11 protein-coding genes are annotated in these 15,457 nt (G+C 70.5%); 6 read left to right on the forward strand and 5 right to left on the reverse strand.

Translation table 11 applies throughout. The annotated features are described in order from the left end of the window. From hxlA to LY40_RS22540, 3 genes are all read left to right on the forward strand, one after another. Positions 1-752, forward strand: a 752-nt coding sequence (hxlA, locus tag LY40_RS22530) for a 3-hexulose-6-phosphate synthase (RefSeq protein ID WP_307876495.1), incomplete at its 5' end; no start/stop codon positions are given. Positions 753-896: 144 nt separating this feature from the next. Beyond that, complete coding sequence (locus LY40_RS22535) at positions 897-1,184, forward strand: hypothetical protein (protein WP_183783310.1); 288 nt, start codon at positions 897-899, stop codon at positions 1,182-1,184. 214 nt (positions 1,185-1,398) lie between these two features. Further along, a complete protein-coding gene (locus LY40_RS22540) occupies positions 1,399-2,013 on the forward strand; it encodes a GPR1/FUN34/YaaH family transporter (RefSeq protein ID WP_183783308.1) in 615 nt (204 codons plus the stop codon). A 100-nt stretch (positions 2,014-2,113) separates the two neighbouring features. On the opposite strand, the gene LY40_RS22545 is transcribed toward LY40_RS22540, so the two are convergent. Further along, positions 2,114-3,151 carry a helix-turn-helix transcriptional regulator gene (locus LY40_RS22545; RefSeq protein WP_258938066.1) on the reverse strand — a complete coding sequence of 346 codons (1,038 nt, stop codon included), beginning with the start codon at positions 3,149-3,151 and terminating at the stop codon, positions 2,114-2,116. Between the two features lie 63 nt (positions 3,152-3,214). On the opposite strand from LY40_RS22545, the gene LY40_RS22550 reads away from it, so the two are divergent. Next, entirely contained in the window at positions 3,215-4,717 is a 1,503-nt protein-coding gene (locus LY40_RS22550; protein ID WP_258938067.1) for an FAD-binding oxidoreductase, read from the forward strand. 163 nt (positions 4,718-4,880) lie between these two features. On the opposite strand, the gene LY40_RS22555 is transcribed toward LY40_RS22550, so the two are convergent. Beyond that, positions 4,881-5,522, reverse strand: coding sequence for a dTMP kinase (locus tag LY40_RS22555; protein ID WP_258938068.1), 642 nt, complete (start codon positions 5,520-5,522; stop codon positions 4,881-4,883). 187 nt (positions 5,523-5,709) lie between these two features. On the opposite strand from LY40_RS22555, the gene LY40_RS22560 reads away from it, so the two are divergent. Beyond that, the gene (locus LY40_RS22560) at positions 5,710-8,022 is read left to right on the forward strand and encodes a hypothetical protein (protein ID WP_258938069.1); all 2,313 of its coding nucleotides are present in this window, start codon (positions 5,710-5,712) and stop codon (positions 8,020-8,022) included. Between the two features lie 34 nt (positions 8,023-8,056). Continuing rightward, positions 8,057-8,965, forward strand: coding sequence for a macro domain-containing protein (locus LY40_RS26285; RefSeq protein WP_307877102.1), 909 nt, complete (start codon positions 8,057-8,059; stop codon positions 8,963-8,965). Positions 8,966-9,110: 145 nt separating this feature from the next. Here LY40_RS26285 and lacZ read toward each other — a convergent pair whose 3' ends face one another. The 3 genes from lacZ to LY40_RS22580 all read right to left on the reverse strand — a co-directional run bounded on the left by lacZ (position 9,111) and on the right by LY40_RS22580 (position 15,451). Beyond that, positions 9,111-12,464 carry a beta-galactosidase, LacZ type gene (gene lacZ / locus LY40_RS22570; RefSeq protein WP_258938070.1) on the reverse strand — a complete coding sequence of 1,118 codons (3,354 nt, stop codon included), beginning with the start codon at positions 12,462-12,464 and terminating at the stop codon, positions 9,111-9,113. Between the two features lie 427 nt (positions 12,465-12,891). Further along, the gene (locus LY40_RS22575) at positions 12,892-13,782 is read right to left on the reverse strand and encodes a hypothetical protein (protein ID WP_258938071.1); all 891 of its coding nucleotides are present in this window, start codon (positions 13,780-13,782) and stop codon (positions 12,892-12,894) included. A 154-nt stretch (positions 13,783-13,936) separates the two neighbouring features. Next, complete coding sequence (locus tag LY40_RS22580) at positions 13,937-15,451, reverse strand: amino acid permease (protein WP_258938072.1); 1,515 nt, start codon at positions 15,449-15,451, stop codon at positions 13,937-13,939. Positions 15,452-15,457 lie beyond the last annotated feature (6 nt).

Here is a 15,457-nt window from a genome sequence, read left to right on the forward strand (position 1 = left end):
GGTTATTGGTTGTGTGTATTGGGGGGTTGGGGTTTTTTATGTGCTGGTTGTTGCTGTTTTTCGGGGTGGTGGGTGATTGTTGGCGGGTCCGGTTTTTGTGTTTCTTCGGTGAGGAGTTTGTTGTGCGGTTGCAGGTGGCGTTGGATGTTGTGGATTTGCCGTCGGCGTTGACGTTGGCGCATCAGGTGTCTGAGCATGTGGACATTTTGGAGTTGGGTACGCCGTTGGTGAAGTCGGCGGGTATCGGTGCGGTGAGTGCGGTGAAGGCGGCGCATCCGGACAAGTTGGTGTTCGCGGATTTGAAGACTGCGGATGCGGGTGAGTTGGAGGCCGGGTTGGCGTTCGAGGCCGGTGCGGATCTGGTGACGGTGATGGGCACGGCTGATGACGACACGGTGCGGGGTGCGGTGGCTGCGGGCCTCAAGTACGGCAAGAGTGTGGTGGCGGACATGATCACGGTGGTGCAGGGCCGGGTGGATCGGATCCGTGAGGTGGCCAAGATGGGGGTGTCGTTCGTGGAGATCCATGCGGGTCTGGACGAGCAGGCGCGGCCGGGGTATTCGATCGAGACGTTGTTGGCTGATGGTCGTGAGGCCGGGGTGCCGTTCTCGATCGCTGGTGGTGTGGGTCCGGACACGATCGGTTCGGTGCGCGAGGCCGGTGCCACGGTGGCGGTGGCCGGTGGGGCGATCTACAACGCCCCGGACCCGGGCGCGGCCGCCCGCGAACTCCGCAAGCGCGCCAACGCCTGACCCACCACACCCACGTGCCCCCGGGGCACCACAACCCGACATCCACCCACCCGCCGCCGAACGACGGTGATGCATCGTTCGGCGGCGCGGTGAGCCGTACCCGTAGCCGCGACCAGATCAACGCGACCAGACAAAGGAGTCGGCGTGAAAGGCACAGAATCACGAGTTCGGCTCGAAGGCGGCGCACCCGATACGTACTGCTCGTTGCTGCTGCAGGCCGCAACAGTACTGCGGATGCGTTACGTGGAAGCGCAACGCGAAACCTGTCTGTCCGCTGTGGAGGCCGACGGACTGGCGTACCTCTTCGAATGTGTCGCCCACAGTGACCCCGCGGGCGATCAGGTTGATCCCGAAGAGGCGATCGCCTTGGCACATCGCGTGATCGACAATGACCATCCTGAACTGTCTCCGCTCTGGCCGAAGGCCGCATAGCAGGCAGGCGCGGTTCTCCCGGCCCGCAGTACCGCCGACCGTCCCGAAGGGCGGCAGGCTCGGCATCGGGCCTACGACGATCTCGGCGTGACCACGGTGACCGAATTCTCCGGGGCATTCCAACGATGCCGGCTCCCGCCCATGGCGACCGATCCCAGACGGTCGCCGTACGGACCGCAGTCGAGGATCATTCGCAGCTCAAAGAGGAGTAACGATGGCCACTGAAGTTGCCAACGAGGCACCGGCCCGAGCCGTGCCCGAAAGCGACCCAGCCCTGATCGGTCTGCCCACCTTCATCGTCGGCGCGCTCGCACTCGCCCTGGTGCAGACCGGGTACGTTCCGGCCGACGCGGTCGGCGCCTCGATGGCGATCATCGTACCCGCCACCGGCGTCGGCCAGTTCGTCGCCGCGCTGTGGGCGGTGGCCCTGGGCCAGGGTGCCGTCGCCGCGGTGTTCGGCGTGTTCAGTGGATTCTGGTTCAGCTACGCGGCACTCGTGCTCGGCCTGACCCACGGCTGGTTCGGCATCTCCGACGACGCGGCGATCGCCACCCAGGGTCTGTTCCTGGTGGCCTGGGTCGTGACGATCGGCGTGCTGACGCTGGGCACCCTGCGGCTGCCCGCAGCGTTCACGCTGTTGTTCGCGTTGATCACCGTCGCGCTCGCACTCGTGTTGTACGGCACGGTGGCCGGACAGCCCGCCGCGATCACGACGGCCGGTTACGTGGCGTTCGTGTTCGCCGGACTCGGGATCTATCTGTTCATCGGTGCGCTCTCCACCGCGACGGGCGGCAAGCCCCTGCCGCTGGGTCGCCCGGTGCTGAGCTGAACCGATCCGAGGGGACCCGACGCCGGATGGGCGGCCGCACAGGCGCTGCCCACCCGGCGTCGGCTCATGCACACAGCCACCGACCCCTGGCGGCCAACCGTCACGGAATGGCCGTCAGCGTGGTGCCCAGGCTGCGGAGCGGTTCGGCGACGGCGGCCTCGGCGTCGACGGTCACCGCGGCACCGCGGGCCGCGGCCACCGCGGTGAGCAGGGCCGTGTACTGCACGACGAGTGGGGCCGAGTCCGCAGAGATCCGGGCCCGGCACCGGTCAGGCCCTTCGGCCACCACCTCCCCCGGCAGCGCGGGTACCCACCGGCGGGCCTCGGATTCGGGCAGCTCGATCGTCACGTGCGCGGTGTGGCGGTACGTCGCCGCGGCGAACGACTCCCTCAGCTGCGCCACGGCATCCTCGGGCTGCGGCCGCGACGCGAACCGCCGCCCCGTGGCCGCGACATCGTGCATCCGGTCGAGCCGGAAGATCCGTGCAGCGTCACGCACGAGGTCGTGGGCCGACAGGTACCAACGCCCTTCGGCGAGGACGAGGCGGTGCGGTTCGACCCGACGAGCGGTGTCGCGGCCCTTGCTCACGTACCGCAGTGACACGACCTCGGCGTCCCGGCACGCGGCCGCGAGCAGCGCGAGCCGGTCGGGGTCGACGCCTGGGAGCCCGGCGTCTGCGTCGCGAGCCGGTCCGTCCGCGTGGGCCCCGTCGGGCAGGTCGTCGGCGGGTACGCCGCGCGGCGGTGCCGCCACGATCGAACCCGCGGCCGCCAGGCGCGGCCGCAGGCGCGCGGGCAGCACCTGCCCGAGCTTGGCCAGTGCCCGCGTCGCGCTCTCGCCGAGGTCCGGGGTCACGGATGCGGCCGCGGCGAGCGCCACGCCGACGGCGACCGCCTCGTCGTCGTCCAGCACCAGCGGCGGGAGTCTGCCGCCCCGGCCCAGCCGGTAGCCACCGCCGGTACCGCCCGTGCTCTCCACCGGGTAGTCGAGCGCGCGCAGCCGGTCGATGTCGCGGCGCAGCGTTCGCGTGGTCACGCCGACCCGCTCGGCGAGTTCCCCTCCCGGCCATTCGCGCCTGCTCTGCAACAGGGCCAGCAGCCGCAGCAGTCTGCCGGGCATCTCCTGACGAACGGACATGCCGACCACACTGCCACGGCTCGAGGACAAGTTGTGTCCTCGAGCGTCTCTACGGTCGCCGTCATGACGAACACGACCGACTCGACCAGTTCCTCCTACGACACCGCCTCCTACGACACCGACTCCTCAGGCACCGCCCCTTTCGGCACCGCCTTCCCCGACCTCGACGGCGCCCTCCGGCTGCCCGGCGACGACGGGTTCGAGGCCGCATGCGCCGGCTACCAGCGCGCCACCGTGCATCGGCCCGGTTGTGTCGTGTCGGCCCGGTCGACCGCGGACGTGCGCGCCGCCGTGAACCACGCGGCCGCCCACGGGCTGCACGTATCCGCCCAGGTCAGCGGACACGGCCTGACGACAGCGCTCGACGGCGGGGTGCTGGTCGACCTGCGCGGGCTGACGCGGGTCGAGGTCGACCCAGCCAGGCGCACCGCAAGGGTCGAAGGCGGCGCGACGTGGCAGCACGTACTCGACGTGGTGACCCCGCACGGCCTCGCACCGTTGTCGGGCAGCTCCCCGCGCGTCGGCGCGGTCCCGTACACGCTCGGCGGCGGCGTGGGACTGCTGGGACGGCGCTACGGCTACGCCGCCGATCACGTGCGCGCCTTGGAGGTGGTGACCCCCGACGGGGCGCTCCGCCGGGTGACGTCGACGTCGGAGAGCGCGCTCGAACGCGAGCTGTTCTGGGCGTTGCGCGGCGGCGGAGCCGGTGGCGGCGTCGTCACGGCGATGGAGATCGACCTCGTGGAGGTCTCCGAGGTCTACGGCGGCAGTCTGTACGTCGACGTGGCCGCGGCGGGTGATGTCCTCGAACGCTGGCGCCGGTGGACCACGTCGGTTCCGAACGAGGTCACATCCGGCGTTGCCATGCTCGTCTTCCCCGACGTGCCCGGAGTGCCTGCGGCCCTGCGCGGACGTCACGTCGCGCAGCTGCAGATCTGCGTGGCAACGGGCGGTGCGGAAGGGCTGCGCAGTGGAACGGGAGCGCGCGGTGGCGACGAGCTGCGCGGTATCGAAGGGATGCGCAGCGTCGAGCGGCTGTGTGAGGCGGTACCTGTCCTGCGGGACACGCTGTGCACGCGGCCGTTCTCGGATTCCGGTGCGATCTTCGACGAACCCGACCAACCCCACGCCTATCGGTCGCGGGCCGCGATGCTGCGGTCGCTGGATCCCGGCGCGCTCGCCCGGTTGCCCGCGGCGGTGGGACCTGCGGCGCCGGTGATGTGCGTGGCCGGTCTGCGGCATCTCGGCGGCGCGTTCGCGCGGTCACCGCGGGTGGCGGGAGCCATCGGGCACCGCGAAGCGAACTACCTCGTGTCCGTGCTCTCCCCCGTCGCGCCGACGTCGGAGGCCACCGACGCCGAGGTGGCGGCGCTGCACGCCGATGTGCTGACGCCGTTCGCATCGGAGACGCTCGGCGCGAACCTGTCGTTCTCCTTCGGTCCGTCGACGCCGGACGAGGTGCGTTCGGCGTTCACCCCCGCGACCGCGGACCTGCTGGTGCGGCTCCGGGAGCGGATCGACCCCAGCGGCGCGGTCCTGGCGAACCACACCCTCCCGATGCGGTGAGTGCCCCAAGGGCACGCGGCATCAACACAGCCACGCGTCAGCGTGTCGTTGAGGGGTGGTGGCCGGGCCGGCGGGCGGGAGCCCACATCTTCCCCTCGCAATCGCCGGTTCCGTCTCCGCCTTCACATGGCGGAGCCGCTGCCGGCAGCGGCTCCGAAGCCGTTCAGGCGAGGAGGCGTTTCGCCAGGTCGGCGGCGTCGACGCGGTCGGCACCGTCGACCACGTGCCACGGCGACAGCCAGTTCACCGCGGCCAGCTCGTCGTAGACGGCCGAGCAGCGGGACTGGAGGTCGTCGTCGGTTTCGAACGCGTCGCGGGCTCTCGCCGTGTCCGACTCGGCCCGGTCTCGTGCACGGGAGGCTGCGACGTCGGGGGCCACCCGCAACAGCAGGTGCGCATCGGGCACAGGCAGGCCGAACCGGTCGATCTCCAACTCGCGGACCCAGCGCACGACGTCGCTGTCGACTCCTTCGCGCAGGCGTGCGGCCTGGTATGCGGCGTTGGAGGCGACGTACCGGTCGAGCAGTACGACGTCGTGGTCGGCGAGCAGAGCACGGATGTCGTCGGCGGCGCCGCGACGGTCGAGCGCGTACAGCAGGCCCATGCCGTAGACGGACTCGCCCAGGTCGCCGTGGTCGCCGTGCAGTGCTTCGCGGACGAGGTCGGCGTGCACGCTCACGCCGTACCGGGGGAAGGCCGTCGCGGCCACGCTCGCGCCCGCGTCGCGCAGCGCCGCCGTCAACGCGTCGGTCAGCGTGCGCTTCCCCGCGCCGTCCAGCCCTTCGATGACCACCAATCGACCCACGCCCCAAGACTAGGCAGCGGCGCGAAGCGCCTCAGTGGGGGGCGGCGGTCGGGCGACCCACCACACCACCCGGGTGGGCTAACCGGCGGACGCGCTGGAGAGTCGGCACGCTCACACTCGCGTTCGGCGTTTACCGTGGCAGTTCGGCCATGACAGCAAGCGTCAACCCAGCTAGGAGGCGTGCCACGTGCCTCTCCCCGGCCCCGACACCCGGGTCGTCGAACTTCGCGTGCCCGGGCTGGTCGGCACGACCGGCGAGTCGCTGCTCGATTCCGTCGACACCGTCGATGTCGACGGCGACGGCACGGGGCGGATCGTCCGCCCGTCCGACCGGCTGCGCAGGCCCGCGCCCGGTCCCGTGCTGCAGGCCCTGGGCCGGTCGATGCCGCGCACTCTCGAGGGCTACCTGTGGAACCGGATGACCTCCGGCGGCGCGGCGAAGGCGACGTGGGCGCTGCTGTTCCCGTTCTCACTGGCCAACGTGGCGCACTGGATGCTGCCGCCGGTCCCGGAGGATTCGCGGGCCTCGGCGGTGCTGAACCGGGTGTGCCGCGGGCTGCTCCGGGTGGCGGCGGTACTGCTGACAATGCTGCTCGTGGCGCAGCTCGGAGTGGTCGCGCTGGATCTGTTCGCCGCACAGTGCCTCACGGCGGGCTCGGGCTGTCTCGACGCGGCGCCGTCGTGGCTCGGCGACGTGCCGGGGTTGCGCACCGCGGCCGGGCTGCTGCCGCTGCTGGCGGTCGCGGCCGTGCTCTTCGGGGTGTCCCGGACGAGCTGGCGGCCGAGTCAGCATGTCGAACCGCTGCGCGACCATCTGGGCGGTGGGCTGTCGGACGTCGCCGACACGGCCGCGCTGCGCTGCGTGCACGTCGTCGCAGCACTCGGCGTGACGGCGCTGCTGCTGCTCGGCGGCCCGTCGACGATGCCGCCCGGCACCGCCGGGGCCGTGCTGTGGATCCTCACGCTCGTCCTGCTGGGCTCGGTACTGCTGGTGAGCGTGACCCCGGCGCGGCGGCTGCTGCCCGCGCCGGTGCGGACGACGCTGTTCGTCGTGGCCATCGCGCTGACAGGGGCTGCCGCCGTGGTGGCCGCACCGCTGTCGGCGACATTGCCCGGCACGAACGCCACGGTGGAAGCCGTCGGCGCCGCGCTGCTCGCCGCGTGCTCGGTGTTCGCGCTGGTGCTGGTCCCGACGGTGCTGCTGGCGCGCCGCGAGTGGGCACACCTGCCGCGCAGGCTCCGCCCGTGGGCCGGCGGCTGGGCGGCGGCGCCCACGCTCGCGCTGGCGGGCCTGCTCGGCGGCGGGTTCGGTGCGGGCCTCGCGGTGGCACTGCGGCAGCTGCTCGGCGCCAACGGACTACAGCTGCCCGAGGGGTACGACCTCATCACGATGCTGTGGGGCGGCGGACTCGTCATCGCGGGGTTGCTCGCGATCTGGGCCGTCGCCGGGTCGGCGCTGCGCCGCGCGCGCCGCGGCGTTCCCGACATCGTCACGCTGCTACAGGGCGAGGACGCTCCGGCGGCCGACGACGAGGACGCTTCGTCCGCGTGGGCGCGCGCGGGCTGGGAGCGCAAGTATCTGCACCGGCTGGTGTTGACCTTCGCGTGCGCGCTGGGTGCGGGCGCGGTCGCGCTCGTGACGCTGCGGATCGTCGTGGGCCCGGTGCCCGAATGGCTCGCGCCGTTGTCGGCGGTCGGTGTGCTGGCGCTGGGTGCGCTCGCGGCAGGCCTGCTCCGCGCGGTCTACACCGCAGCGACCGGGGATCAGCGCAGCAGGCACCTGGGTGCCTTCACCGACCTGGCGTGCTTCTGGCCGCGAGCCGCCCATCCGGTGGTTCCGCCGTCCTACGCGCTGAAGGTCGTGCCGGAACTGGCCGAGCGGGCGCGCACACACCTGGACGAGCCGAACGCGAGGGTGGTCCTCGCCGGGTATCACGTGGGCGGGCTGCTGACGGTGCTGGCGGCCGCACGCCTGGCCGACGAACTGCCGGACGAGGACCGGGAGCGCCTCGGGGTGCTGACCGCGGGCGCCCCGCTGCAGTGGGGGTATCAGCGGGCTTTCCCTGCGATGTTCCCTTCGGAGTCGCTCGCCCGCCTCAACGGAGAGCTGGGCGGCCGGTGGCGCGGACTGTGCCGCGGCACGGACGCGTTCGGCGGTGGAGCGACCACGTGGCGGCACCAGGTGGCGGGCGGCATGCTCCTCGGCGTCGGCTACTGCGGCGACGGCAGCATCGGTGCGGTCGAACCGGCCGTCCAGGGCCCGACGGGCGTACTCGTGCTCGGCGGCGACCACTGGCTGCCGGATCCGATGCGGGAGCCGGTGGCCGGCAGGCGCTGGGCCGCGGGGGTCCGCAACCACGCCGACTACATCGGCGATCCGGAATGGGACCGCGCCGTCGTCATGGCGGCGGGCCTCGAGGACGCCGACCTGTCCGCGGGCCTGGCCGAACAGGTGTCACTGTTCGGCGACATCCTCGGCAAACCGCGCTGCACCACGTAGGTGCACCCACCGGGCCTGCGCGAGAATCGGCCGCATGCCGACCATCACGCCCGTGCGCGGTGACATCACGCAGCAGGACGTCGACGCCGTCGTCAACGCAGCCAACAACGGCATGCGAGGTGGCGGCGGAGTCGACGGTGCCATCCACCGCGCGGGCGGGCGCGCCGTGCTCGACGACTGCATCCAGCGGTTTCCCGGCGGCCTCGCGACGGGCGACGCGGGCTGGACCACCGCCGGGCAACTGCCCGCACGGTGGGTGATCCACACCGTCGGGCCCGATCTCCGTGCCGGTGAGCACGACCCCGGCCTGCTCGAGGCCTGCTATCGCCGGTCGCTCGAGGTCGCCGACGAACTCGGCGCCCGCACGGTCGCCTTCCCGCTGGTCAGCGCGGGCGCCTACGGCTGGCCCCTGCGGGAGGCCGCACTTACCGCGGCGTACACGGTCGCCATCACCCGCACGGACGTGACCGACGTCCGGCTCGTCGCCTTCGACGACGACGCCTGGGAGTCGATGCGGTTCGCGGTCATGTGCCTGACCCCGCTGCGGATTCTGCAGGCGGTTCGGGTGCTGCACCGACGCGGCGCGCAACACGCACGCATCAGGCCGGGTATGGCCCCTTCCGGTGTGTACTGGCGCGTGTCCGTGTGGCCGGAGGGCTCCCCCGCGGGGTTCAGCTACTCGACAGGCGACGAAACGAACGTCCACGGAACCGAGGTCACCGCGGCCACCTCACCCGCCGAGGTCGCGAACGTGCTCGAGGCCGCGGTACCCGCGCTGGCCAGCCGAGTGTCCGATCCGGACTACGCGCGCTGGTACGACGGCATGCTCGCCGCGGTGGAACGTACCCGCGAACTCCCCGTCTCATTCGCCGAATACTTCGACAGCGGGCCCGGGTGGCAGATCGGCGACCAGCGGTACCCCCACCCGCCGGACGCCGCCTGACCCACGGACGCCGCCTGCCCCGCAGTCACGACGGCCCGCGAACGGTTCGGGCGGGTGGGAACGACGATCCTCGCTCCCACCCGCCCGAAGCCGCCTCAGTCGGAGTCCTCGCCGCCGACCGTGCTCCGCCCGCGGCGAACCGCCGTCACGGGTTCGCCGTCGGCTTGCGCGACAGCGTCATCGCATCGTCCACATTCGGCAGCGGACGCAGCCGGTAGGTGTACGCGTAGTCGGTGTCGGCGAACAGCTTGTACTCGTCGAGCGGCTGCTGACCCCACGAGTCGTTCCCGCCCACGCCCATCTGCCGGTGATTCAACCGCAGCACGACCTCGTCCCGCGACTCCAGTTGGTAGTCGTGCCGTGCGTCCCCGGACAGGTCCTCCGGCGTGACGTGCGAGGCGTTGATCTCCAGCAGGGACTCCCCCGTCGCCAGCAGACCGGACCCGTCGGAACCGACCAGCGCCAGCCAGCGGACGTCGGTCTTGTTGCCGTTCTCCTGCGGCCGGATGTACGGAGTCCACTGCTCGTCGACCGTCGAGTCGTACACTCCCACCTCCGAGGCCGATTTTCGGTCCCAGTGGTTCTCCTCGGGTCCGCGGCCGTAGAACCGTATGGTGTCGAGGCCCGCAGGGACCCGCAGGATCGTGCCGACCTCCGGGATGTACGGCAGCGCCGCCGACCCCGGGTGCAGTGTGTTGTCCACTTTGATCTCCGCATTGCCGAAGATCGTGTACACGGTCGTGTAGGTCGACTCCGTCGACGTCGGCAGCGTGCCCTCGACCGTGACGACCACCGCCTTGTCCCGCACCGGTTCGACCGACACGTCCGTCACGGTGCGCCGCGCACCCGCGTGCCGCCACGTCCCGTTGCGATCCGGCTGGTCGTTGCCGAGGTCGTTATCCGTCGAACCCCGCCAGAAGTTCGGCACCGGACCGGATTCGACGAGCGTTCGCCCCTTCGCGACGTACGACGTGATCACGCCCGTGTCCCGCGCGATCGCGACCGTGAAGTCCTCGCCCGTCACCGTCACCGAGCCGCCGGAATCATCCACAGCCAGCGCGGGCACCGAATCGAGGGGAACCGGCTCGACCTCGGGACTGCCGACGTCGATCGGGAACTGGTGCTTGGCGACCTCGAACCCGGCGTCGGCCCACCGGGTGCCCTCGCGCGTGGTGAACGACAGCCGCAGGAAGTACTCCGCCCCTGGAGCCGGGTTCGCCGGCTTCGTGAACGGCACCGTGATGGCCGCGCTCGACGACGGCGGCACCGAAAGCTGCTCGCGCGTCAGCTCACCGGTCTCGACGACCTCGCCGTCGGCGATCACCTCCCACGTGCCCGCATAGGCGCTGACGCCGGTGAACAGGTGCTCGTTGGTGATCGTCACCCGGCCCGAGCTCGGATCGTCGGCGGACAGCAGAATGTCCTGGTAGACGTGTTTGACCTCCGCGGCCTTGCCGCCCGCGGCCCGATCGGCGGTCACGACGCCGTTGGCGCAGAAGTTGCCGTCGTTGGGGTCGTCGCCCCAATCGCCGCCGTAGGCGAAGTACGTGCCCCGACCGTTCGGCACCGACCGGCGCAGCGACTGGTCGGCGAAGTCCCAGATGTAGCCGCCCTGCAGCACATCGTGCGCCCGCACGATGTCCCAGTACTCGCGGAAGTTGCCCGTCGAGTTCCCCATCGAGTGCGCATACTCGATCATCACGTACGGGCGAGTGTCCGATTCGGCCGCCCGATCCTCCACTCTGGACGGACTCTCGTACATCGCCGAGCGGACGTCACTGACCTCCGGACGGTCATCGCCCTCGTAGTGGATGACCCGCATGTCGTCGTAGGAGCGGATCCAGTCGTGCATGGCGACGAAGTTGCTGCCCCCACCCGCCTCGTTGCCGAGCGACCAGATGATGACGCTGGCGTGGTTCTTGTCGCGGTGCACGACGTTCTTCGCCCTCGCCACGACCGCGTTCGTCCACTCCGGATGCGAACCCGGGTAGTCGTCACGGATGCCGTGCGTCTCGAGGTTCGTCTCGTCCATGACGTACAGGCCGTACTCGTCGGCGAGTTCGTAGAACAGCGGATCGTTCGGATAGTGCGAGGTCCGCACCGCGTTGACGTTCATCCGCTTCATGACGCGGATGTCGGCGACCATGTCCTCGCGGGTCAGCGCCGAACCACGGTCCGGGTGCAGCTCGTGCCGGTTGACGCCCTTGATCGTGATCGGCCGGCCGTTGATACGCATGAGTCCGTCGACCATGGCGAACTCGCGGAAACCCACCCGGGTCGACAGTGTCTCGAGCACATCACCGGCCGGTCCGCGCAGGACGAGCACCGCGGTGTAGAGGTTCGGATGCTCTGCCGACCACAACTTCGGCTCACGGACCGGCTTGCTGCCGCGTGCGACGACCTCGTCCTCGCGTGCGGTGTCCTCCCGTGTGGCGTCCTTCCGTGTGGCGCCGAAGTCGGCCGACTGCCGCAGCGGCTCGCTCCACACGGGATTCCCGCCGTCGTCGTAGAGCTGCGTCTCGACCGTGAACGCGCCCTGCTCCGAGCCGGTGTAGTCCCGGACGTTCGCCGTGACGGCCAAGTCCGCGTTCGTGTAGCCGTCGCGCAGCGGCGTGTCGACCCGGAAGTCCCGCACGTGCACGGTCGGGGTCGAGAACAGGTAGACCGACCGGAAGATGCCCGACAGCCGGATCATGTCCTGGTCTTCCATCCAGTCGCCGTCGGAGAAGCGGTACACCTCGACCGCGACCTCGTTGTGGCCGGGCTTGACCAGCCGTGTCACGTCGAACTCGGACGAGGTGTACGAGTCCTCCCGGTACCCGACCAGCTCACCGTTGACCCACACATAGAACGCCGACTTGACGCCCTCGAAGTGCAGGAATGTCCGGCGGCCGCGCCAGTTCGGCGGCATCGTGAAGCTCCGCCGGTACTGTCCGACCGGGTTGAACTTCGTCGGCGCGAACGGCGGCTCCGGGTTCTCGCCCTTGCCGTTGGCTCCCGACCACGGGTACGTGATGTTGGTGTAGATGGGGAAGTCATACCCGTGCAGCTGCCAGTTGGCCGGTACCGGGATCGTGTCCCAGCCACGGTCGCCTGCGCCCCGTCGGTAGAACTCCGGGTCGCGCGAGTCCGGGTTCTCGGCGTGCCGGAAGCGCCATTCACCGTCGAGGTCGAGCCGGAACGGCGACTGCGTGCGATCGGCCGCGAGCGCCTGGTCCAGACCGGCGTACGGCATGAGCGTCGTGTGCGGCGGCTCCGAGCCGACGTCGAACAGCTCGAGATTGTTGTTCCACTCCGGATAGTCGTTGCGGCCGCCCTCCTGCGCGGCCGCAACGGGTGCACACGGCAGCAGCGACGCGGCCGACATGCCCGGCACCGCCAGGCCGCCGAGCACCGCAGCGCCCGCACCCAGGATCCCGCGGCGGCTGACCCCGCGGGAAGCGCCGGACTCCGCCGGCTGATCGTCGTTGACTCGCTTGCCCGGCCCGGTCAGGGACATCGGTGAACCACTCCGTTCCTCGATCATCTTCACCTTGGAACCGAAACACCCAGAAGTCAACACAGTCACACAGTTACAGCAATTGAAAGTGTGCGATGTTGATTGATACGGATTGCGGGCGGCGTTGGACACCGAACGACGTGCACCGGAGGCCGCGCGCGGCCGTCCACGCCGCGGCCGCGCTGCGGGCAGGGCGCAGCACCTCACCTGCGACGTTCGGTGCGGCACGCTGCGACACCTCGTGCGCGACGATCAGCCGTCCGGCTGCTACGGCCCCACGGGGCGAACGCGCGGCAATGGCGGCCCCGAATGGCGCCGGGGCCGGCGTGTGCGAGTGCCCGCGGCGCCGTGACCGGCGATCGGCCGTGCTGGATACACGGGACCCGCCCGGGCACACCAGCCCGGCTGTGTCTCAGGCGCGGCCGTCTCAGGCGCGGCGGGTGCGGACGGCGAGGACGGCCGCTGCGGCAGCCGCCAGCAGACCGCCGCCGCCGATCAGCAGCAGCCCGCCGCCGAAACCCATTCCGCCGTCGTCGGAACCAGCGCCCGCCGCGGCAGCGCCGTCGTCGGAACCAGCGTCGGAACCAGCGTCGGAATCCGCGTCCGCCCGCTGCGCCGAGGGCGCAGGCGCGGCGGACGACGGGAGGTGGTTCTCCGACTCCTCCCCGGCCGGAGCCTGCGGTTGCCGGCCGGCGGTCGGTTGCCCCCGCGGCTCCGCGGGCGCACCGTCCACGCTCGACTCGGGCTGCGCCGTGTGCTCGGTGCCGGGCCCGGCTTCGGACTCCGCACCGTCGTCACCGGTGCCGCCACGGTCGGGGTCGGCGTGCACATCGGCGTCGGGCTCGGATTTCGGCGGCTGCCCGGGATTCTCCGGTGCGGGCGGCGTTTCGACGCAGTGCTTCCAGTGGTTGAACCACCCCTGCGTGCCGCCCGGACCACCGTCGCCGAGGTCCCAGTCCGACGTCTCCCGATCGAACACCTGACCGCGACGGGAACGATCGGGGTCGACTGCCAGCTCACCGCGGTGCATCCGTTCGTCTTCACACAGCGGCCGGTCGTTATCGCCGCCGCGACGCTCGTGACCACCCTTACCGCCGCCGCGGTCGTCGTCACCGCCGCCCCGATCGCCCTTCCCGCCGGCGGGCTCACCGGGGCCCTCGCCGGGATCGACCGGGCCGAGATCGTCAAGACCCCGCACGATCACGCCGCCGTCACCGCGAGGATGCCCGGCATCCTGACCGGCACCAGCGACGCCCGCGGAGCCGAACACGGCCGCACCGGTCACGACGGCCAGGGCGAACGAACGGGTCACGCGCATGAGGCACTCCGTACGGTCCGGCGGCAGGTCGATCCATCACGCCACCCGCAGTGACGGGCAGTGATGTGCCGGGGCGGAACTTTACCCGCGTACGAGTGGTGTCGGGACCATCTTTCGTACGTTGCACCTACACCGGGTGATGCAACTCAGTGCCTCAACCGGCCGAGTCGGTCGAGGCCTCCTTAGACTCCCTCGCCAGGACCGAACGCCGCCGCCCGTAAACGAAGTAGATCACCACGCCCAGCGCCATCCACAGCACGAACCGCAGCCACGTCAGCACCGTCAGGTTCAGCATCAACCACAGGCAGACGCCGATCGCCAGGATCGGAATCACCGGCACCCACGGCACCCGGAAGCCGCGCGGCAGCTCGGGCCGCTTCTTGCGCATCACCATCACGCCCGCCGACACCAGCATGAACGCGAACAACGTGCCGACGTTGACCATCTCTTCGAGCTGGCTCGCGTCGAAGAACGTCGCCGCGACACCGACCACGACGGTCACGAGCACGTTCACCCGCACCGGCGTGCCGCGTTGCCCGGTCTTGGCCAGTCCGCGTGGCAGCAACCCGTCGCGCGACATGGCGAACAGCACGCGCTGCTGACCGAGCAGCAACACCATGACCACGGTGATCAGGCCGACGACGGCACCGATCGACACGATGTGTGCGGCCCAGTCGACGCCGTGGTGGGTGAACGCCGTCGCGAGCGTCTTGCGGCCCTCGGGTTCGGCGGCGGTCGACAGCTCGTTGTACGGCACCATCCCGGCGATCACCAGCGAGGTCGCCACGTACAACACCGTGACGATCGCCAGCGAACCGAGGATGCCGCGCGGCACGTCCCGCTGCGGGTTGCGCGTCTCCTCCGCGGTCGTGGCGACGATGTCGAACCCGAGGAAGGCGAAGAACACCAGCGACGCACCGGCCAGCAGGCCGAATCCACCGTAGACACTGCCGGAACCACCTGCCAGCAGCGAGAACAGCGACTGCTCGATGCCGCCGCCCGCATCCTCGCCCTCGGCCGCAGGCGGGATGAACGGGGTGTAGTTGTCCGGCGTGATGTAGGCGATGCCCAGCGCGATCACGAACAGGATGATCAGCACCTTGATCGCGGTGACCACCATGCTGAACCGCGACGACAGCTTCGTCCCCAGCGTCAGCAGTACCGCCAACGTGACCACGAGCAGCAGCGAACCCCAGTCGGCGCTGATGCCGCCGATCTCGATCGTCGTGGCGACGTTCATGCCGAAGATCGAGGTCAGCAGTTCTTCGAGGTAGACCGACCAGCCCTTGGACACCGCAGCCGCCGCGACCGAGAACTCGAGTACGAGGTCCCAGCCGATGATCCACGCGAGGAATTCGCCGAACGTGGCGTACGAGAACGTGTAGGCACTGCCCGCCACCGGCACCGTCGAGGCGAACTCCGCGTAGCACAGGGCGGCGAGACCACATGCGATTCCGGCGAGCACGAATGCGACCGCCACCGAAGGGCCTGCCAGGTCACCCGCGGTGCGGGCGGTGAGTGTGAAGATACCGGCACCGACCATGACCGTGATGCCGAAGACCGTCAGGTCCCACGCGCTGAGGTTGCGGCGCAGCCGAGTCCCCGGCTCGTCGGTGTCCGCAATCGACCGCTCTACGGACTTGGTGCGCCAGATCCCGTTACCGGCCACGATGCC

The sequence above is a fragment of the Prauserella salsuginis genome, from assembly GCF_024648885.1.
Classification (GTDB): Bacteria; Actinomycetota; Actinomycetes; order Mycobacteriales; family Pseudonocardiaceae; genus Prauserella; species Prauserella salsuginis.